17 protein-coding genes and 1 pseudogene are annotated in these 19,781 nt (G+C 64.7%); 14 read left to right on the forward strand and 4 right to left on the reverse strand.

Annotated elements, in window-relative coordinates; translation table 11 throughout:
- Positions 1-196: 196 nt before the first annotated feature.
- The 5 genes from ACFQE0_RS04330 to ACFQE0_RS04350 all read left to right on the forward strand — a co-directional run bounded on the left by ACFQE0_RS04330 (position 197) and on the right by ACFQE0_RS04350 (position 5,565).
- A complete protein-coding gene (locus ACFQE0_RS04330) occupies positions 197-1,285 on the forward strand; it encodes a hypothetical protein (protein WP_378967417.1) in 1,089 nt (362 codons plus the stop codon).
- Between the two features lie 590 nt (positions 1,286-1,875).
- A complete protein-coding gene (locus ACFQE0_RS04335; protein ID WP_378967420.1) occupies positions 1,876-2,742 on the forward strand; it encodes an acyltransferase family protein in 867 nt (288 codons plus the stop codon).
- Positions 2,733-3,821: an acyltransferase family protein gene (locus ACFQE0_RS04340; RefSeq protein WP_378967422.1), complete on the forward strand. Its 1,089-nt coding sequence runs from the start codon at positions 2,733-2,735 to the stop codon at positions 3,819-3,821. Before ACFQE0_RS04335 ends, ACFQE0_RS04340 begins: the two co-directional genes overlap by 10 nt.
- 239 nt (positions 3,822-4,060) lie before the next feature.
- Positions 4,061-4,726 (forward strand): LamG domain-containing protein, encoded by a 666-nt coding sequence (locus ACFQE0_RS04345; protein WP_378975729.1) that lies wholly within the window; start codon positions 4,061-4,063, stop codon positions 4,724-4,726.
- A complete protein-coding gene (locus tag ACFQE0_RS04350) occupies positions 4,630-5,565 on the forward strand; it encodes a LamG domain-containing protein (RefSeq protein WP_378975259.1) in 936 nt (311 codons plus the stop codon). Before ACFQE0_RS04345 ends, ACFQE0_RS04350 begins: the two co-directional genes overlap by 97 nt.
- Positions 5,566-5,612: 47 nt before the next feature.
- On the opposite strand, the pseudogene ACFQE0_RS04355 reads toward ACFQE0_RS04350, so the two are convergent.
- Positions 5,613-6,933 (reverse strand): annotated as a pseudogene (locus ACFQE0_RS04355) (OmpP1/FadL family transporter).
- A 567-nt stretch (positions 6,934-7,500) separates the two neighbouring features.
- Here ACFQE0_RS04355 and ACFQE0_RS04360 point away from each other — a divergent pair.
- The 6 genes from ACFQE0_RS04360 (at position 7,501) to ACFQE0_RS04385 (ending at position 13,746) form a co-directional block, all read left to right on the forward strand.
- A complete protein-coding gene (locus ACFQE0_RS04360) occupies positions 7,501-7,908 on the forward strand; it encodes a MerR family transcriptional regulator (protein ID WP_378967425.1) in 408 nt (135 codons plus the stop codon).
- A gap of 193 nt (positions 7,909-8,101) precedes the next feature.
- Positions 8,102-9,238: a thiolase family protein gene (locus tag ACFQE0_RS04365; protein ID WP_378967427.1), complete on the forward strand. Its 1,137-nt coding sequence runs from the start codon at positions 8,102-8,104 to the stop codon at positions 9,236-9,238.
- Positions 9,238-11,559 (forward strand): 3-hydroxyacyl-CoA dehydrogenase/enoyl-CoA hydratase family protein, encoded by a 2,322-nt coding sequence (locus tag ACFQE0_RS04370; protein ID WP_378967429.1) that lies wholly within the window; start codon positions 9,238-9,240, stop codon positions 11,557-11,559. Before ACFQE0_RS04365 ends, ACFQE0_RS04370 begins: the two co-directional genes overlap by 1 nt.
- A 5-nt stretch (positions 11,560-11,564) precedes the next feature.
- Complete coding sequence (locus tag ACFQE0_RS04375) at positions 11,565-13,355, forward strand: acyl-CoA dehydrogenase C-terminal domain-containing protein (RefSeq protein ID WP_378967431.1); 1,791 nt, start codon at positions 11,565-11,567, stop codon at positions 13,353-13,355.
- An 83-nt stretch (positions 13,356-13,438) separates the two neighbouring features.
- Positions 13,439-13,636, forward strand: coding sequence for a hypothetical protein (locus ACFQE0_RS04380; protein WP_378975731.1), 198 nt, complete (start codon positions 13,439-13,441; stop codon positions 13,634-13,636).
- A gap of 29 nt (positions 13,637-13,665) precedes the next feature.
- On the forward strand, positions 13,666-13,746 hold the full coding sequence (locus tag ACFQE0_RS04385; RefSeq protein WP_378975261.1) for an SCP2 sterol-binding domain-containing protein: 81 nt from the start codon (positions 13,666-13,668) through the stop codon (positions 13,744-13,746).
- Here the strand turns inward: ACFQE0_RS04385 and ACFQE0_RS04390 are convergent.
- Positions 13,743-14,873, reverse strand: a complete 1,131-nt coding sequence (locus ACFQE0_RS04390; RefSeq protein WP_378967433.1) for an epoxide hydrolase family protein — start codon at positions 14,871-14,873, stop codon at positions 13,743-13,745. The genes ACFQE0_RS04385 and ACFQE0_RS04390 overlap by 4 nt on opposite strands.
- Before the next feature lie 132 nt (positions 14,874-15,005).
- Here ACFQE0_RS04390 and ACFQE0_RS04395 point away from each other — a divergent pair, with 132 nt between their 5' ends.
- A complete protein-coding gene (locus ACFQE0_RS04395) occupies positions 15,006-16,772 on the forward strand; it encodes a methanol/ethanol family PQQ-dependent dehydrogenase (protein WP_378967436.1) in 1,767 nt (588 codons plus the stop codon).
- 9 nt (positions 16,773-16,781) lie between these two features.
- Here the strand turns inward: ACFQE0_RS04395 and ACFQE0_RS04400 are convergent, their stop codons facing one another.
- Complete coding sequence (locus ACFQE0_RS04400; RefSeq protein ID WP_378967438.1) at positions 16,782-17,669, reverse strand: sulfurtransferase; 888 nt, start codon at positions 17,667-17,669, stop codon at positions 16,782-16,784.
- A gap of 208 nt (positions 17,670-17,877) precedes the next feature.
- The gene (locus ACFQE0_RS04405) at positions 17,878-18,099 is read right to left on the reverse strand and encodes a hypothetical protein (RefSeq protein ID WP_378967440.1); all 222 of its coding nucleotides are present in this window, start codon (positions 18,097-18,099) and stop codon (positions 17,878-17,880) included.
- A gap of 121 nt (positions 18,100-18,220) precedes the next feature.
- Between ACFQE0_RS04405 and ACFQE0_RS04410 the strand changes: the two genes are divergently transcribed.
- Both ACFQE0_RS04410 and ACFQE0_RS04415 read left to right on the forward strand, forming a co-directional pair.
- Positions 18,221-18,490, forward strand: a complete 270-nt coding sequence (locus ACFQE0_RS04410) for a DUF6894 family protein (protein WP_378967442.1) — start codon at positions 18,221-18,223, stop codon at positions 18,488-18,490.
- A gap of 226 nt (positions 18,491-18,716) precedes the next feature.
- Positions 18,717-19,607 carry an outer membrane protein gene (locus ACFQE0_RS04415; RefSeq protein ID WP_378967444.1) on the forward strand — a complete coding sequence of 297 codons (891 nt, stop codon included), beginning with the start codon at positions 18,717-18,719 and terminating at the stop codon, positions 19,605-19,607.
- Positions 19,608-19,781 lie beyond the last annotated feature (174 nt).

Here is a 19,781-nt window from a genome sequence, read left to right on the forward strand (position 1 = left end):
CTGGCCATCACGCCCCCCCTCGCTGGCACGGAGGACCAGAGGCCCGCCCGCCTGGCGGAACCTTGCAGTGAGGCGATCGACTTTCGTCTTGGCAGCGACCACGACGGCGCTATATGCCTATGCTGCATTGCATGATCGTCACCACCGCCTCCGAATTGAAAAGCAAAACCGGTGCGCGCTTCGGAGATTTAGAATCGTGAGTCGTGAATTGAATCGCGTGATTATCGTTGATCCGTCAGTGGTCGGCGAATCTCACATTCTCGTCAATACGGGTTTTATTCGACATTTCGCACACATCGCACGAGAAATCATCGTCATTGCTGAAGCGTCTCACGCGCAAGCTTTGCAGAAATATGCCGACCTGACCGGATCGGACGCTACCATCTCCTATCGCGGCTATCATGATCGCTCTGAAGTCACTGGCTTGATCGACAAGGCCACCTCGGAGGCACCGACTGATTTATTATTTTTCTTCAATCTCGAATATAATGTCTGGCTTCACTGCAATATAGCCGGTCGCAAGCACTACAAGGGCTTGAAGTGCTGGGTCTTCCACAGCCATCTGGCCTCCCTCGGCAAAAGCGGCTTGCACAACAAGGTGATCGCGAAGCTCAAGGCGTTTTTCCTGATCAACCTGTTTCCGAACAACCGCTTCATCGTCCTTGGCGAAAACATCAGAGCCAATACTCTACGGGCGCTTCCGGGGTTTGTGCGCGCCAAGAGGCTCCATTCCGTCATTCACCCCGTTGGGGTGCACGGCCAGAATGCGAAGCCAAGCGGCAACGCTCCTTCGATCAAGGGCGGCACATCCGTCCTGTTCCTGCACGGATGGCACCGTTTGCCCGAGACGCGGCTTCAGACCCTCGCGCGGCTCGCGGAGATAGCGCAGGCCAAGGGTTGTTTCGACTTCGTGGAAATCAAGAATGAGTTCAGCAATAGTGCTCTAGGACGCTCTTTTTCGAAGCCCTACAATGAGCGGTTAGATACCATAAGAGCCGCAGACTTTCTTCTGCAATTGCCGACCGATCCCTACACGTTCCAGGCAAGCGGCGCCATCATGGATATGATCGTCACGCAGACTCCCGGAATAGGCATTGCCAGCGACTTCTCTAAATACCTGGAGAGTCGGGTTGGGAAGTTCGGATATTTCTTCGAGACGGACGACGAAATCGTCGAATTCATGAGCCATTTTCCCGCAAAGCAGCATGCGGACGATTATCAGAATTTCGTATCGAACCTTGCTACCGCGAGCCGCGAATCGACGAGCTCGGTCGCGCCGACCTGAAGAACCTGCTGACCGCGTAAGGATGGCGCAAGCGGTCGTCCAAGTGGGCTGAGCCCGTCGCTCCAGAAACTTGGCCGCAGCGCCCTTAAGGCCAACCCTGGAGGCCGAGACACTTGTCCAGAATGGCGTTTGGACGCCGCGCCCCAACGACTGAACTCGAGCAAGATGTCAAAGCACGCTGTTTCGATTTCGAGGCCGCGAAGGCTTGCTGAAGATATCTGCCTGTGTTCGCCGGGCGCTCCGATGGCACAGCGCTATCTGAAGCAACTGCGCCATACGACGGCTCGCTTGATCTAAGTCAAATCAGCAATCTTCGACATCATCCATGATATCCGCGAAATATTGAACCGAATCGTCAATCCGGACAAAGGGTTGGCTTATCTCGCCGCGCAGATGCCATGCCGCAACGACGAAAAGGTGCAGAAAATTCTCGACATTTCCGAGAACCATGAGCTTGAATCTCTCACGCTGCCTTCCATAAAGCTCAAAATCGAGACAAGCCCCAGTACATGCCTTCGCATGCGCAATAGAAATTGTTCTTTTCGCGTGCACAGCAGCATGAATTCGGCGGAATTCACGGATGACGCCAGATGTCAGGACGGAGCGAATACAGGCCTGATGTAGAAGGTGCGAGGGCGCTGGCCGTCGCATTGGTCATTGCATTCCATGTCGGCAGCGAGGTATTTCAGGGAGGCTTCATAGGAGTTGACGTCTTCTTCGTCATCTCCGGATATCTCGTCACGCGATTGCTGGTCGCAGAGCGCAATCAGTCCGGCCGTATCAATTTTTTGCGCTTCTATATACGACGCGCCTATCGGCTGATGCCGCTTCAGCTCGTTGTCATTACGATCTCTTTATTTCTGGCGATTTTCTTGGTCTCTCCCATCGAGCGTGAACAGGTTGCTCGAAGTGCCATAGCGGCCTGTCTCTATATTTCCAACATACTGTTTATACGGCAGTCGACCGCGTATTTTTCCGATTCTGGAATGCAACCGTTCCTGCATACGTGGAGTCTGAGCGTCGAAGAGCAATTCTATCTGACTTGGCCCGTGTTGGTTTATTGTCTGTGTTGGGCGCGCCAAAAGTCGTTCAAGGTGCTCATCATCGTGGCCCTGATCGTCATTGGCCTGGGTCTTTGTGAATGGACGACCCAGCGCAATCAGCCGATGGGCTTCTTTTCATTCTTTACGCGCTATTGGGAATTCGCCGCGGGTGCCCTGGTTGCGCTCATGGGGGAAGCCAAGTTTCGCGACCATATCGTCACTCCGGCCTTGATCACCGCTCTCGGCTTGTCACTCGTGGTCGGCTCAGCAGTCGCCTTCAGCGGCAGCGTGAATTACCCGGGCTTCCTGACGATCGCGCCCGTCGCGGGAATGGCTCTCCTCTTGTACGGCGGCAGCGGTGGTGATCGGAACCCTGTCTCTTCCGTCCTCAGCAGCCCCCGCTGGTGTTCATAGGCCAGCGGTCATATGGCCTTTATCTCTGGCATTGGCCCATCATCCTGTTCGTCAATGCCTATCTCCCCATGGAGACATGGACCGGCCGGATAGCTGCGATCGCATCGAGCTTTGTCCTAGCCGATCTGACCTACCGGACGATCGAGAATCCCTTCCGGCGAATGGGCCAGGGTCAACGATCGGTGCCGGTGCTGGGCGTGTCCATGGGCGTCGCGCTACTGGCCTGCGTCGGCCTTCAGTTCTTCGCGAAGAGTACCTTCGCAAAACCGCCGAGCGACATCCGCCAGCAGGATATCTTCGCAGCCAAGGATGATCCGCTGCACGATTGCCTCGCGCCCTATACCGGGACCGAAATCGTTCGATGTAAGTTCGGTTCGGTTGGTTCTGCGACGAAGCTGGTTCTGTTCGGCGATTCTCACGCCGCTCAATGGCTCGATGTGCTGAAAAAGTTGTCGGAAAAGAACGGCTGGGAACTGCAGACGTATCTCAAATCCGCCTGTCCGGTGGCGATGTTGACGCCTTTCAACCACTTCGTGAAGCGCCCGATGCCGGAATGCACGGAATGGCGCCAGCGTGTCGTGGAAGAGATCGCGGATCAGAAGTCGACGATGTTGGTGATGAGCCAACATTCTTTCGGCTATTTCAACGACAGGGAAAATCGTCTCGATACGCAACTCTTCGCGAAAGCGACCCTCGAGACGATGAAGAGGATTGGAACGACCCAGCCCAACATTCTGATGCTTGCCGATACGCCCAAGATGGGTGTGGACATCCCCATTTGCCTGTCGCGTCTCGCGAACCAGGACGACGAGCGGCGATGCTCACGGCGGGTGGAGACTGCGGCTCCTGCGGACATCAGAAGCGCGGAGCGAGCCTGGGCCGATCAAGTCTCGACAACCAAGGTCCTCGATTTCACCAACGACCTTTGCAAGGAGGATATCTGCTGGCCTCGTATCGAGGGCATCGTAGCCTTCAAGGACGAGAACCACATTTCCATCCGAGCGGCCTCGCTGTTTGCAGACAGGATCGAGTTCACCCTGAAGCAGATGCGCGACAAGGGGCGGGATGGGCGGATGTGATCGGCGCGCTGTCCCGCCCTGTCCATCGGGTCACACGCGCGGGAAGTCCAAGATCGAACTTAATTCTTCGTGATCCCGATCGGCTCTTTTTTCAAAAGTGGACAAATAGGAGAGAGCGCGCGGCGCCGTTCGTCTCACAGCGAACCACCATCGTGCGACAATTGACGCGAACCGGATGAAAGCAACACTTAATCCTGTTCGCGTACAGGCCGGATCCTGGACATGCGAGGATCTGCAGGATGTCGCTGATCGACCTCACCGGCTATCGACTGACGTTCGACGACGAATTCAACACCCGCAGCATCTCGCAAACGGGCCAGGGCACGACCTGGGCCGACATCCGGTCGCAATGGCGGTTCGATGAGAATTCGGACATCGGCTTCGGGCGATCGTCCTTCGTGGACGCCGCGTCCGGCTACGATCCGTTCAACGTGCAGGGTGGCGCACTCACCATCACGGCCGTCCCCGACAAGACGAAGTACGGCTATCCGGGCAGCTGGGAATCGGGCCTGATCACCACGCAGGGCAACTTCTCGCAGACCTACGGGTATTTCGAGATGCGCGCCGATCTCACCGACACCAAGGGCGGTTGGGACGCGTTCTGGATGCTGCCCAACAATCCGGCCCCCAACCCCAACAAACTGCCGGGATGGCAGGAGCCGACATCATCGAGCATTATGGCGTGTACAATCAGGGTTCGTATCGGTGGATCCACACCACGGATCCCGAGCCGAACAAGGACGGGAACGCCAATCTTCAGGTCTTCAGCGACAACCCGAGCCAGATCACGGGTTACCACACCTATGGCATGGATTGGCAGAAGGATAAGATCAGCTTCTACTTCGACGGTCAGTTCATGGGGTCCAAGCCGACCCCAACGGACATGCACGGGCCCATGTACATGATCGCCAACTTGGCAACGGAGAACGACGCCGATGCGGCGGGCGTCCCGATGTCGATGAAGATCGATTACATCCGCGCTTACTCGAAGGACCCGAACGCGACCGCCATTGCGCAGCAAGCCGTATCCGCGCCGGACGGGAAGGATCCGGGCCTCTATGGCGCCTCGACCGCGAAGGATGTCTCCGCGCCTCTGAGATCCACCTCGGAGAGCGATTCGTTCTCGCGAGACGGCTACCTCGCCGCCAATCCGGACGTGGCCAAGGCTGGGATGGATCCGCTGGCGCATTACCAACAATATGGATGGAAGGAAGGCCGCGATCCCGCCGCCTTCTTCGACAACGAGCAATATCTGGCGCACAATCCGGACGTGAAGGCTGCCGGGATCGACCCCTTCGCTCACTATCTTCAATTCGGGCAGGGCGAGGGCCGGAAGGCCTATGCCGCCGTCGGTAAGGCGGGCGACTTCACACACGGCTCCTTCGACAGCGAGTACTACCTCCTGGCCAATCCTGACGTCGCGAAGGCTGCGCTGACGGCGGGGGGCGATACGTTCGCCTTCGCGTTCAATCACTACCAATCAAACGGCTGGAAAGAGGGCCGAAATGCCGACGCCTTCTTCGACTCGGCCTACTACTTGGCACACAATCCCGACGTGGCCGCCTCGGGCATGAACCCGCTGGCTCACTATGATCAGTTCGGCTGGCGTGAGGGGCGCGATCCGTCAGCGGCATTCGACACCAGCGCCTACCTCGCCGCCAACCCCGATGTGGCGGCGGCGCACATGGACCCGCTTCAACATTATCTGATGTTTGGAATCGCCGAAGGGCGCCACCTCGCCTGACGGTCACAGGCTCGGACAAGCACAGGCGCTTGTCCGAGCCGTCCGTGTCAGTACTTGCGCACCAGCGGCGCAGGGGCGGCCACGGGCGGGGCGCCGAACGCGTAGCGGAAGCCGACCGAAACGATGTCGACGCTCGAATCCACGACCCCCGCGAAGGCGATGTTGCCGACGTTGTAGTCGCGCCCGAGGCCCGCCAGGATCCGCGACTTGTCGAGGAACAGGTGCGAATAGGCGAGGTTCAGCGTCGAGCTGGTTGCTCCAGCGGTAGCTCGCGCCGACGTTCAGGCTGTAGCGGTCGCCGTCGGGCAGGCGCACCGACCGGTTGCTGAAGTCGATCGGCGAGGTCTCGTAGCCGAAGCCCGCACGCACCGTCAGGGCGGCGTTCACGTCGTACTCGCCGCCGATCGAGTAGTAGTAGCCGTCCTTGTAGTTCAGCGGCAGGTTGTTCACCGCCACGCCGAGCCGGTTCGACACGATGCCGACCGTGCCGAGCCTCGACCAGTTGTCCCATTCGAAGCCGAGGGAGACACGGGCCACCGGGCTCACCGCCTGGGTCAGGCCGACGCTGAGCTTCTCCGGCGTGTTGAGGTTTGCGCGCACCTGCCCGGCCAGCGGTGCCAGGGCGAGGATCGGCACGCCGATGGAACCGTCGATATCGTGATGCACCGAGGAGCGGTAGCCGATGCCGAGCACCGTGCCTTCCCACGGGGTGATGGTGGCGCCAGCGGTGAAGCCGACACCCCAGGATTCGCCCTTTAGGAAGGAGCTGGGATAGGCCGCCGGGGGCAGGCCGGGGAGCGGCAGGGCCTGGCGCAGGGTCAGGCGGAAATACTCGATGTTCGGACCGGCGGCGATCGAGAGCCACTCGTTCACCTTGAAGCCGACAACCGGGTTAAAGGCCAGTGAGAAGATCCGCGACGAGCGGCCGTAGACCTCGCCGGCCCAGGCCTGATTCGGCTTGGTGGTCAGGCCGAACGGGGCGCCGGTCGAAATGCCGAGCCAGAGGCGGTCGTTAATCTGGTAGGAGCTCGCGCCTGCAGGGAGCACCGCGCCCTGGCCGATATCGCCCGAGCCGCCGAGGCCCGCGAAGGCCGGGTTCGTGCCGGGGGCCGGTGTGATGGTCGCCGAGGGACCGAGATAGGTGAGGTTCTGCTCGGTGACGAAGCCGGGCCGCATCGTGATGACGGCCGGGTTCCAGAACATCGACGACACGCCGCCGGAGCCCGCCGCCGCGCCCGCGAAGCCCAGCCCCTGGGCCTGCGTGCTCTGCTCCCGAAGCCCGAACGCGCCCGCGAAGGCGGCCGTGCCGCTCAGAAGCGTCGCCAATAGGGCTGCAGCGCCGACCTGGGCGCCAAGCATCGTCCTCATCCCGTTCCTCCCCAAGGAGTTGATCTGGAAATCGCCCTTTGAGGGCTTGTTGTTGACTTGGTTAATATTCGGTCGCCGAAGAGAGATCATCGGCAACATTGGGATCAGTCCGCGAAGCAGAACCGGTTCCCGCGAGGTCAGCCGGAAAGAATCGTGGCGTCCGGCCTTCCCTATAGGCGAGGACGCTGCCGAAAGCGGAATAAAAATGCAAGACGGAACGGCGACGCTTGCCGCCGGACGTCTGCGTTTCGGGCCGGAACTGCGGCGCTGTGACATTTTCACGTCATCGAGAGCGTGTCGCAACTCCTTCGGGCCTTGGCATTATCGTGCGCCGTGATGAGCTCGGAACGGTCTTGCGCAACAATGACGTAATGGATTATGGGTTGACGTATACGTTAGCCCAGGCGGGGAAGTCGGCGGGCTGTCGGAGAAGGACCCCGGAGAGGGTCGGGCCGCGCAGAAGGAGGGGGACGATGGACGACGTTGGCACTCTCGGGCATGCCGGGCCGGAATTGACGCCTCGCGCGCTCCATGCCTACGGTGGCCTTGTCGATGAGAAGGCCCCCTGTGTCCGATCTGCTCTATACAGTGACACAGCTCGCCAACGACCTGGGTGTGACGGCGAGAACGGTCCGTTTCTACGAGGACAAGGGTCTCCTGAACCCGCAAAGGGTCGGGAACACCCGGGTCTATACGCACCGGGACCGGGCGCGGCTCATCCTCATCCTGCGCGGCAAGCGGCTGGGCTTCACCCTGCGCGAGATCAAGGAATATCTCGACCTTTACGATGCCGATCCGACGCAGCAGGAACAGCTGCGCGCCCTGCTCAAGCGGGTGCAGAACCGCATCGACAGCCTGATCGAGCAGGAGAAGGCGCTGACCGAGACGCTCGCCGAACTGCGGGCCATCGAGCAGCAGGCGCAGGGCGCGCTAGCCGCCCTGCCCCCGGCCCGCAAAGCGCGCGGCGCCCGGTAAAGGGCTGGCGCTCGTCTCGACTGACGTCGTCATTGCGAGCGAAGCGAAGCAATTCAGGGGCGCATCACGTCCCCAGGCAGCCAGCCGCCCTGGATTGCTTCACTGCGTTCGCAATGACCGCGGAGGGGGCCGTTCTGTCGCGCTCTCCGCTCCCTGCCTTTGATCTTCATCGCGACAACTCCGAGAGGACAGCATGACCAACGTGGTTATCGCGGGCTATGCACGCTCGCCCTTCACCCCGGCCAAGAAGGGCGCCCTCGCCCGGGTCCGCCCGGACGAGCTCGCCGCGCAGGTGGTGCGCCGCCTCGTCACCGAGGCGAACATCCCCTCCAAGGAGATCGAGGACCTGATCGTCGGCTGCGCCTTCCCCGAGGGCGAGCAAGGCTTCAACGTCGCCCGCCTGATCGGCCTGATGGCCGATCTTGACCTCAGCGTCGGCGGCGTCACGGTGAACCGGTTCTGCGGCTCGTCGATGCAGTCGGTTCACATGGCGGCGGGGCAGATCGCGCTGGGCGCGGGCGAGGCCTTCGTCTGCGCGGGCGTGGAGAGCATGAGCCGCGTGCCGATGATGGGCTTCAACCCTATGCCGAACCCGGCGCTCTATGAGAAGCGCCCCGGTGCCTACATGGGCATGGGCGACACCGCCGAGAACGTGGCCCGCCGGTGGGAAATCTCCCGCGCGGATCAGGAAGCCTTCGCAGTGGCAAGCCACCACAAGGCAGCCAAAGCGCAAGGAGACGGGCGGCTCGCCGCCGAGATCGTCCCGATCACCACCAAGGGCGGCACCGTCGAAACCGATGGCTGCATCCGGGCGGATGCCAGCGCCGAAGGTCTCGCCAGCCTCAAGCCCGCCTTCCAACAGGACGGCTCGGTGACCGCCGGCACCTCCTCGCCGCTGACCGATGGCGCCTCGGCGGTGCTCGTGTGCAGCGAGGGCTTCGCGAACCGCCACGGGCTGAAGCCTCTGGCGCGCGTCGCCTCGGTCGCGGTCGCGGGCTGCGAGCCGGAGATCATGGGCATGGGTCCCGTGGTCGCTTCGCGCAAGGCGCTGGCGCGGGCGGGCATCGCCGCCGACGCGCTGAGCGTGGTCGAACTGAACGAAGCCTTCGCCTCCCAGGCGCTCGCTTGCATGCGCGACCTCGGCCTCGACGAAAAGATCGTCAACATCGACGGCGGCGCCATCGCACTCGGCCACCCGCTTGGGGCCACGGGCGCGCGCATCGTCGGTAAGGCGGCCTCGCTCCTGTCCCGCGAGGGCGGTCGCTTCGCACTGGCCACCCAGTGCATCGGCGGCGGGCAAGGCATCGCCACCGTTCTGGAGCGCATCTGATGACCGGGATCCGCAAAGTCGCCGTCATCGGCGCCGGAGTCATGGGCTCCGGCATCGCCGCCCATGTCGCCAATGCCGGTGTGCCGGTTCTCCTCATGGACATCGTCCCCGAGGGCGCCGCCGACCGGAACGCGCTCGCCAAGGGCGCCGTCGCGAAGATGCTCAAGACGGAGCCCGCGTCGTTCATGTCGCCGCGCGCCGCCAAGCTCGTGGAAACCCTGAACGTCGAGGATCATCTCGACCGCCTCTCCGAGGTCGACTGGATCATCGAGGTGGTGATCGAGCGCCTCGACGCGAAGCAGGCCCTCTACAAGCGCATCGACGCGGTGCGCCGTCCGGGCACCGCGATCTCGTCCAACACCTCGACCATCCCCCTCGACGCGCTGATCGAGGGCATGCCCGAGGCGTTCCGGCGCGACTTCCTCATCACCCACTTCTTCAACCCGCCGCGCTACATGCGGCTGCTGGAGATCGTGACGGGGTCGCAGACCGATCCAGAGCTCGCCCAGACTGTGGTGGACTTCGCCGACCGGAAGCTCGGCAAGAGCATCGTCCGCTGCAAGGACCGGCCGGGCTTCATCGCCAACCGTCTCGGCATCTTCTGGATTCAGAACGCCATCGCGGCGGCCGACGACCTTGGCGTGCCGGTGGAGGAAGCGGATGCCGTGATGGGCCGCCCCTTCGGCATCCCGAAAACCGGCGTGTTCGGCCTCGTGGATCTGGTTGGCCTCGACCTGATCCCGCACACCACCAAGAGCCTGCGCGCCGCCCTGCCGCCGGAGGACGCGTTCCACGCGACCTATCGCGAGATGCCGGTGATCACGCAGCTGATCGCGGACGGCTATACCGGTCGCAAGGGCAAGGGCGGCTTCTACCGCCTGAACCGGAAGGACGGTCAGAAGACCAAGGAGGCCATCGACCTCAAGACCGGTGAGTACAGGCCCTCCGCCAAGGCCGACCTGCCGGCACTGAAGGAGGCCAAGGGACCGCGCGCGGTGCTCGACCTGAAGGGCCGCGTCGGCGACTACGCCTGGACGGTGATCGGCCCGACGCTGGCCTATGCCGCCGGGCTGGTGGGCGAGGCGAGCGACGAGGTCGCCGCCATCGATGAGGCCATGCGCCTCGGCTACAATTGGAAATGGGGTCCGTTCGAGCTGATCGACAAAATCGGCGGGGCCTACGTGGCCGAGCGGCTGGCGAAGGACGGCCATGCCGTCCCGCCGATCCTCGCCGGGCTGAACGGCCAGACCTTCTACCGCGTCGAGAACGGCCGGCGGCAGGTGCTCCAGGCCGAGGGCGGCTACAAGGACATCGTCCGCCCCGAGGGTGTGCTGCGGCTGGAGGACATCAAGCTGTCTGCCAAGCCGCTCCTCAAGAACGGCTCGGCATCCCTGTGGGATATCGGCGACGGCGTGGTCTGCTTCGAGTTCACCTCACAGTCGAACGCGCTGGACGAGCAGATCATGATCCTGCTCGGCAAGACCATCAAGCTCGTCAAGGACAAGTACAAGGCGCTCGTGGTCTATAACGAGGGCTCCAATTTCTCGGTCGGCGCGAATCTGGGGCTGGCCCTGTTCGCCGCCAATATCGCCGCCTGGGGCGAGATCGAGAAGCTGGTCTCGGTGGGTCAGCAGACCTACGGGCAGTTGAAATACGCGCCCTTCCCCGTGGTCAGCGCCCCCGCCGGGATGGCGCTCGGCGGCGGCTGCGAGATCCTGCTCCACTCGGATGCGGTGCAGGCCCATGCCGAGACCTATATCGGTCTCGTGGAAGCCGGTGTCGGCCTCGTGCCCGCCTGGGGCGGCTGCAAGGAGATGCTGGCCCGCTGGCAATCGTCGCCCAAGCTGCCGAAGGGGCCGATGCCCGCCGCCGCCAAGGTGTTCGAGACGGTCTCGACCGCCACGGTCGCCAAGTCGGCGGAGGAGGCCCGCGACCTCCTGTTCCTGCGCGAGAGCGACGGGATCACCATGAACCGCGACAGGCTACTCGCCGACGCCAAGACGAAGGCCCTGTCCCTGGTCGAGGGCTACGAGGCGCCCAAGCCCGTCACTGTGACGCTGCCCGGCCCTGCGGGCGCGCTCGCCATGCGCATGGCGGCCGAGGGCTTCGCCCGGCGCGGCATCGCCACCAAGCACGACCTCGTCGTGGCGGGGGAACTGGCCTCGGTCCTCTCCGGGGGCGAGACCGACACCCTGGATGCCCTCGATGAGGACGCGATCCTCGAACTCGAACGCGACAGCTTCATGCGCCTCGTGCGGACCGAGGCGACCCTCGACCGCTTCGAGAGCGTCATCGAAACCGGTCGGCCGGTGAGGAACTGAAGGCCATGCAGACCTACAAGGCTCCCCTGCGCGACATGCGCTTCGTGCTGCAAGAGCTGCACGCCGACTTCGACACGAAGGGCCTGCCGGGCCTGGAAGACTTCACCCCCGACATTGCCGACGCCATCCTCGAGGAAGCGGCGAAGTTCTGCACCGAGCGGCTGCTGCCGCTGAACGCTTCCGGCGATGAGGAAGGCTGCCGTCTTGAAAACGGGGTGGTCCGCACGCCGAAGGGCTTCCCCGAAGCCTACAGGGCGTTCCGGGAAGGCGGCTGGACCGCCATGGGCTCCGACCCCGCCTATGGCGGCCAGGGCCTGCCTGCGGGCATCAACAAGCTGGTCGAGGAGATGATCTGCTCGACCAACCTGTCCTTCGGTCTCTATCCGGGCCTGAGCCACGGCGCCTATCAAGCCATTCAAGGCCATGCCTCGGAAGAGCTGAAGGCAGCCTACCTGCCGAAGCTCGTGGACGGCACGTGGTCGGGGACGATGTGCCTGACGGAACCCCATTGCGGCACCGATCTCGGCCTCTTGCGGACCAAGGCCGTGCCGCAGGGCGACGGCTCCTACGCGATCACCGGCTCGAAGATCTTCATCTCGGCGGGCGACCACGACCTCACCGAGAACATCATCCACCTCGTGCTGGCCAAGCTCCCCGACGCGCCGAAGGGCGTGAAGGGCATCAGCCTGTTCCTCGTGCCGAAGTTCCTGCCCCGCGCGGACGGCACGCCGGGCGAGCGCAACGGCGTCACCTGCTCCGCCCTCGAGCACAAGATGGGCATCAAGGCCTCCGCCACGTGCCAGATGTCCTTCGATGACGCCAAGGGCTGGCTCGTCGGCGAGCCGCACAAGGGCATGCGCGCGATGTTCACGATGATGAACAGCGAGCGCCTGTCGGTGGGCATCCAGGGGCTGGGCGCGGGGGAGGCCGCCTATCAGGGGGCCGTCGCCTATGCGAAGGAGCGGCTTCAGGGGCGGTCCCTCGTGGGCGCCAAGCGGCCCGATCTCGCCGCCGACCCGATCATCGTCCACCCGGACGTGCGCCGGATGCTGATGACGATCCGCGCCTATAACGAGGGCTGCCGGGCGCTCGGCGCCTGGGTCGCCCGCAGCCTGGACGTGATGGAGCGCCATCCCGACCCGGCCGAGCGCCGCCGGGCGGAGGATTTCTCCGCGCTGATGACGCCGATCGTGAAGGCGCTGTTCACCGATCTCGGCTTCGAATCGGCGAGCATCGGCATGCAGGTCTATGGCGGCCACGGCTTCATCCGCGACCACGGCATGGAGCAATATGTACGCGATGCCCGGATCTCGATGATCTACGAGGGCACCAACGGCATCCAGGCCCTCGACCTCGTCGGGCGCAAGCTTCCGGCCCATGCCGGGCGGTTCCTCCGCAGCTTCTTCCACCCGATGCTCAACGCTTTGGACGAGGCGATCGAGGACGACGATCTGGCGCCTCTCGCTCAGCCGCTGTCGAAGGCCTTCGGCGCCCTGCAACTCGCCACGGCCCACATCGCTCAGAAGGGGCTGAAGGATCCGGAGGAGGCGGGCGCCGCGGCCACCGAGTACCTGCGTCTCTTCGGGCTGGTGGCGCTCGGCTACATGTGGCTGCGCTCGGCCAAGGTCGCCCACACCGCCCTCCGAGCCGGAACCGACGAGCGCGACTTCTACGAGGCGAAGCTCACCACGGCGCGGTTCTACATGGAACGCATCCTGCCTCAGGTGGCGGGTCTGCTGGCCGGCGTGAAGGCGGGCAAGGGTGCGATGATGGCGCTCGACGAGGCGATGTTCTGAGGGGGCATTCCCCTCTCCGCGCATGCGGGGAGAGGGGAATGCCGCGGCAAGGTCGTTCCAAGCACGAAGGCGGAGTAAAACGAATGGCGGATGTCGGAACCCTGGTCGAGGCGATCGAGGAGCGCTCGGACGCGCTGAGCACCCTCGGCTACAAGGTGCGGTTCGACCTGACCGATGGCGGCAGCATCCTCGTGGATGCGACAGGCAGCAGCGTCGCCGTCTCCACTGCCGAGGGGGCCGAGGCCGATACGGTGATGAAACTCGCTCCGACAACCTGCTGAAGCTGATCAACGGCAAGCTGAGCCCGATGATGGCCTTCTCCACCGGGCGCCTGAAGGTCCAGGGCTCGCAGGGCGTGGCGATGAAGCTCGCCGGGCTGCTCGACGCCTAACCCCGCGCCCAGTCCCGGAGGTCCGTGACGAACAGGTCGGGGACTTCCAACGCAGCGAAATGCCCGCCGCGCGGCATGTCCCGCCAGCGGGTCACGGTATAGCCGCGCTCAACCCACTCGCGTGGCGGCGCGACGGTGCGAGGGTCGGGATAGGCGGCGAAGGCGGTCGGCACCGTCACGCGGGTGCCGGAGGGCATCCGCCTCGCGCCCTCCTCCCGTGCCCCGGCATAATACCAAGTGGCTGTCCCGAAGGCGTCGGTCGCCAAGTAGAACAGGGCATTGGTGAGGAGCCGGTCCTTAGAGAACACCTCCTCGAAGGACCGCTCGCGCAGGTCGGCCCAATCGTGGAAGCGCTCCACCAGCCATGCGAGCTGCGCCACCGGCTCGTCGGCCATGGCGTAATTCAGCGAGAGCGGCTTCGTGCCCTGCAGATCCGCATAGGCACCGAGCCGGCCCTGAGCGTCCATGGCGGCCTTGCGCCACGCCTTTTCCGTCTCGGTCGACGCTTCGGCATCGGGCTGGACCAGCAGATAGTTGAGGTGGATCGCGTTCACGCTCGCGGCATGGTCGAGGGCGAGCCACGCGGTGACGCCCGCGCCCCAATCACCGCCCTGCGCGTGATAGCGCGGATAGCCCAGTTCCTCGCGCATCAGCTTGTCGAACAGCCGCGCGGTCGTGCGCGGGCCGATGGGGGCCTTCGGCTTGCCCGAGAAGCCGAAGCCCGGCAGCGCGGGCACCACGACGTCGAACGCGTCCTCCGCCCGCCCCCCGTGGCGCGAGGGGAAGGCCAGCGGCGCGATGACGTCCCAGAACTCGTAGACCGAGCCCGGCCAGCCATGGGTGAGCAGCAGCGGACGCCTACCCTGCGCCTCGCCCACGACGTGGACGACATGAATGTCGAGATCCTCGATCCGCGCCATGACGTGCGGGAAGCGGTTCAGTTCGGCTGCGGCAGCCTCGACGTCGAACCCCTCGCGCCAGTACGCAACGAGGCCCGCGAGATAATCCGGGTCGCAGCCATAGCGCCAGCCGGCGCCCTTGGGCAGGCGGGGCATCCGGTACGCGGCGAAGCGGTCGCGCAGCCATGCGAGCCGGTCCGCATCCCAGGCGAGGGTGAAAGGGCGCATCTCGTGTCCTCGTCGGCTTCGCAGGGAGAAACCTGGGGCGGGCGGCGGGGCCGCACAGGGTTGCGCCGTCACGGTTTCGCCGAAGGGCGGCGCCATGGAACCCGCCCCGCCTCGCGAACCGAAGCCGTGCCCATGTCCCTCCCGCGCCTCCTCGCCGTCCTGGCGTTTCTGGGCTTCGCGACCGTGGCGCAGGCCGACGAGCCGGTGCTCCAGACGATCGACGCGGCCAATACCCGCTACTCGCCGCTCGCCCAGATCGACGTGGGCAACGTGTCTCGCCTCAAGGTGGCCTGGACCTTCTCGACGGGGGTGCTGCGCGGCCACGAGGGCGCGCCGATCGTGGTCGGCTCAGTGATGTTCGTGCACACGCCGTTCCCGAACACCGTCTACGCCCTGGACCTCGCCCATGAGGGCAAGATCCTCTGGCGCTACGCCCCGCGCCAGGATCCGAGCGTCATCGCGGTGATGTGCTGCGACACGGTCCATCGCGGCCTCGCCTATGCGAACGGTCGGCTGTTCCTGCAGCAGGCGGATACGACGCTGGTCGCCCTCGATCCGGCGACGGGCAAGGTGCTGTGGTCCGTCAAGAACGGCGATCCCGGCCGGGGCGAGACCAACACCGCCACCGTCCTGCCGGTGAAGGACGAGCTGATCGTCGGCCTTTCCGGTGGCGAGTACGGCGCCCGCTGCCCCGTCACCGCCTACGATCAGGCAACCGGCCAGAGGCGCTGGCGGGCCTATGCCGTGGGGCCGGATTCCGACATCCTGTTCGATCCCGAGACGACCACCTCGCTCGGCAGGCCGGTCGGCAAGGATTCCTCCCTGAAGACATGGGAGGGCGACCAATGGATGACCGGCGGCGGCTGCGCCTGGGGCTGGTTCTCCTACGATTTGGCCCTGAACCTCGTCTATTACGGGACGAGCAACCCCTCGACCTGGAACCCGGCCCAGCGCCCCGGCGACAACAGATGGGCCGAGGCGATCATCGCCCGCGACGCCGACACGGGGGTGGCGCGCTGGGTCTACCAGATGACGCCCCACGACCAGTGGGACTTCGACGGCGTCAACGAGATGATCCTCACCGAGCAGACGATCGGCGGGGAGCGCCGCAAGGTGCTGACGCATTTCGACCGCAACGGCTTCGGCTACACCCTCGACCGGGCCACGGGGGCGCTGCTCGTCGCGGAGAAGTTCGACCCGACCGTCAACTGGGCGTCCCGGATCGAGCAGGATGCCGGGAAGCCCGGCTACGGGCGGCCGGTGCTCGACCCACGCTTCGCCCCCGAGGAGAAGGGCGAGGAGGAGACGACGACCGGCATCTGCCCCGGGGCGCTAGGCACCAAGAACCAGCAACCCGCGGCCTACTCGCCGCAGACCGGCCTGTTCTACGTGCCGACCAACCACATGTGCATGGATTACGAGCCGTTCCGCGTGAACTACGTGCCCGGCCAGCCCTATGTCGGGGCGACCCTGACCCTCCATCCGCCGGAGGGCGAGAGCCATACCGGCGCCTTCCTGGCCTGGGACGCGGCGAAGGGCCGGATCCTCTGGTCGAAACCAGAGCCCTTCTCGGTCTGGTCCGGGGCTCTGGCGACAGCGGGGGGCGTGGTCTTCTACGGCACGCTCGAAGGCTACCTGAAGGCCGTGGATGCGCGCGACGGGCGCGAACTCTACCGCTTCAAGACGCCCTCGGGGATCGTCGGCAATGTCACCACCTATACGTTCGGCGGACGGCAATACGTGGCGGTGCTCTCCGGCGTGGGCGGGTGGGCCGGGATCGGCCTCGCCGCCGGCCTCACCGACCCCGCCGATGGATCGGGCGCGGTCGGCGGCTACGCTTCGCTGGCGGATTACACCGCCACAGGCGGGCAACTCACCGTGTTCGAACAGGGCGAATGAGGCGAACGCCTATTCGGCCGCCATCGGCAGCGGTGGCGCCTTCGCCCCCGGAAAGCCCTCCTCGATCGGCAGGCCGGGGTCGCGGGACCACTCGTTCCACGAGCCGAAATAAAGCTTCACGTCCTTGATGCCCGCTTCCTTCAGGGCCACCAGCGTGTTCGAGGCTCGCGCGCCCTTGAAGCAGTAGAGCACCACGGGCGTGTCCGCATCGATGCCGACCGTGGCGCATTCGGCGAGGATTTCCTCTTTCGCTTTCAGCATCTTGCCGGCGGGCGTCGGCTTCATCATCCGGTACCACTCGATCCAGCGAGCGCCGGGGATGCGGCCCTTCCGGGGACAGAAATCCTTACCGTAGGGCGAGGAGGACGTGCCGACCCACTCGTCCACGTCGCGGGTATCGAGCTTCACGACGGCCGGATCCGCCACGGCCCCCTTCATGTCCTCGAGGTCCACGAACAGCGATGCCGCCGCGGGATCGACCGGGAAGGTCCTGGGGCTCGGCGCGGTCGCCTCATCCGTTACCGGCTTGCCCTCCGCCGTCCAGGCCGAGAAGCCGCCATGAAGGATCTTGACCTTGGGGTAGCCGAGATAGGTCAGCAGCGTCCAACCCCGGCAGGACTGGCCGAAGCCCGTATCCATTGAGGCTTCGTAGATCACGGCGGTCTCTTCGCCGCCGAGACCCGCCGCGCCGAAGGTTTCGGCGAACTTGTCCTTCATCGCCACCACGCCCTCCGGCGTCGTGGTGGCGAGGTAGGTAAAGATGTCATGGATGTTGACCGCGCCCGCAATGTGCCCCGCCGCGTAGGCGGCCGGTGCCCGCGTATCGATGGGCACGACGCCGCCCGTGGCCATCATCGCCTCGAGTTCGGACGGAGAGATCAGCACGCTCTCGTTCATCCCATACCTCCCGGTCGATCGCCGAAGGCAAAGATCGGTCAGCGCCAGGCTTTCACCCAGGCTAAGATCCATCGGCGCATGTTCAGCATCGGGCGATCTGCTGTCAGAGTGCGCGCGGTTACTGTGCCCAGCAAGATGAGCCGCGCCTAAATAAGGGGCGACGTCCGACCAAAGATGCGGCAAGCTGCGACGCTCTTTTGCGACCCGCTCAGTCCTTCGGCTTACCCCGGACGTAACCGCAGGAGATCTGCCGCCCGCGCTCGCGAATCGCGGCATCGGCGGCGTGCAGATCGGTCAGCGCATCCTCGATGGCATGGACCAGGGCGGCCCAGCCGTCGCGGGCATGAGCCCGGTAATAGGCGAGCGCGATGGTCTCCGCCTCGGTAGGCGTCCAGACCGGCGCAGGCGATTCGCTCGACAGCCCTCGCATCCCGCTCAACCTCCACTAGAACATATAGCGAACAAAGCCTGTCGGCCGATTCGGTTCAAGCCGTCGGCGGGCGATCGCCGGAATCGCGGTGGACCTCTGTGGATCGTGGGGAAAAACACGCGTGCCGACGCGGCTTTACAGGTTCCACTGCGTCGGCCCCGGTGGGGAGGCAGCCTTCGACCTGCGCGGACGGCGCCTGCCAACCTTGGCGCAGGTGCGCGCCCATGCCGACCGGGTGGCCCTCGCCTTAATGGAATCGGGCGATTCCGACTGGACCCGCTGGATCGTCGATGTCCATGACGGCGGGGGCCGCCGGGTGCTCGTCCGGCCCTTCACGCAGGTGAGAATCCGGCCTCTTTCTCCACCCGGAAGCCTGGACGAAGCGCCTTAAAAGGGGCAGCGGGCGGGGCGACTTCCATTTCGCGCCATGATTGCGAGCGCAGACATCCTGTTGTGGAAAAACGGGTTTCGCCCCCGGCACCGGCTTGGCCCTCTTCCCTTTGGCCACCATCTCGCCGCAGTTCGGCCGCCGGTGTATCCCCGCCGACACAGTCTTCAGAGGCGACTTCCGCTAGAAGTCATCCCGATCGGGACAGACCTCTGGGGAATCCACAGTTATGAAGAAGCTCGTTACCTCGCTGGCGATGTTCACGGCGCTCACCGCCGCTGCTTCCGCCGCCGACCTGCCGCGCCGCGCTCCGCCGCCGGTGTTCACCCCGGTTCCGGTCTTCACCTGGACGGGCTTCTACGCCGGTTTCAACGCCGGTTACGGCTTCGACGCCTCCAACAACTCGGCCCCGACCATCATCGGCGTCTCGCCGGCCAACCGCATCTTCGCGACCGGCAACGTGCTGCAGCCGGGCGTCCTCGCCTTCTCGAACACCTCCGGCAACGAAGGCTTCGTCGGCGGTGGTCAGATCGGCTACAACTACCAGTTCACCCCGGGCTCGGGTGTCGTCGTCGGTATCGAAGCTGACGCCCAGTACGCCGACTTCGGTCGCCAGCGGAACCGCTTCGCTGCCGCCACCGTTCCGGGCGGCGCCATCGTCCCCGGCACCCTCATCTTCAACCCGAACGGCCTGTCGGGCCTCGACTACTTCGGCACCGTCCGTGGTCGCCTCGGCTACGCCTTCGACCGCACCCTGTTCTACGCCACCGGCGGTTTCGCCTACGGCTCGGGCGGTGGTCGTCAGTTCGGCACCGGCGTCGGCCAGAACGACTTCCAGACCGGCTACGCTGTCGGCGGCGGTATCGAGTACGCTCTCCCGACCGACTCGTTCCTGAACTTCTTCCGCTCCTCCGCCGTGACGGTGAAGGTGGAAGGCCTGTACGTGAACCTCGACCAGAACCGCCGCACCGCCGGTGCGTTCGCCACCAACAACCTGGGCCAGCTGGTTCAGGTCGGTCAGGCGGGCGTGACCCTGGTGCAGGGCCCGGCCGGTGTGCGCAACAGCACGGAATTCGCCGTCATCCGCGCCGGCGTGAACTACAAGTTCGGCACCTACTAAGATTACAGATCCAAGCGCCGCCCCGATCCTTCGGGGCGGTCGCAACTGGGGCACGGGGTTCATCCCCGTGCCCTTTTTCGTGTTCGGGCTACGGCTTTCGTCTGGAGCGCATTCCGACGAAGGAGATACTGGTTCGTCGTAAGAATGCCCGTCAAAACAGAGAGTTAGAGCCGC

Origin of the sequence: Methylobacterium komagatae, from assembly GCF_042661665.1 — a bacterium.
Classification (GTDB): Bacteria; Pseudomonadota; Alphaproteobacteria; order Rhizobiales; family Beijerinckiaceae; genus Methylobacterium; species Methylobacterium komagatae.